Origin of the sequence: Kineococcus indalonis (assembly GCF_009906395.1) — a bacterium.
Taxonomy (GTDB): Bacteria; Actinomycetota; Actinomycetes; order Actinomycetales; family Kineococcaceae; genus Kineococcus; species Kineococcus indalonis.
In genome coordinates this window covers 1-574 of sequence record NZ_JAAALM010000985.1, presented here as the reverse complement: position 1 = coordinate 574, position 574 = coordinate 1, and the positions used below count along the sequence as shown (strand labels likewise).

The following is a 574-nucleotide window of genomic DNA, read 5'->3' as shown; positions in this document are numbered from 1 at the left end:
GCCCGGGCACGACGAAGGGCCGCCCCCCTCGCGGGGGGCGGCCCTTCGTCAGGGGTGGAGATGGCGGGAATCGAACCCGCGTCCGCCAGCGTGGTACCAGGGCTTCTCCGGGTGCATCCTGTTCAACGGTCTGCTCGGCCCCGATGCTCACACAGGCGTGTCATCGCCGGGCCCAGCCGCGTTGCGTGTTCCCTCCACCTACGCGACCTCGGTGGAGGGTGAGCTCCCTAGTCGATGCCAGGACCCGGGGCGGAAGCACACCCGGGCTGACAGCGTCACACTCGCTCAGGCGGCGAGGGCGAACGCGGTGCGCTTGGAATCGGCACCTATTGGTTTGCACGGAGCGTTGACGAGATGACCGTGCATCCTCGACCCGCTTCCCCTGGCTCGACGACCGACGTCGAAACCTGTCATCCCCTTGTTCAGTTGTGCTGCCGGCCCCGTCGTGGCGACCGGTGACCAGCATACGTCCCAACGGCGCCGGCGGCGCGCGCATTCCCGCACCCGGCGCTCACCACGAGCCGCCGCCTCCTCCCCCGGCGCCGCCGCCGACGCCTCCGGCTCGCTCACCGCC

At 70.9% G+C, this 574-nt stretch carries 1 other RNA gene; it reads right to left on the bottom strand.

The window, feature by feature from the left end:
• Window positions 1-52: 52 nt before the first annotated feature.
• Window positions 53-418, bottom strand: a transfer-messenger RNA (tmRNA) gene (gene ssrA, locus GTR00_RS22325).
• Window positions 419-574: the final 156 nt, after the last annotated feature.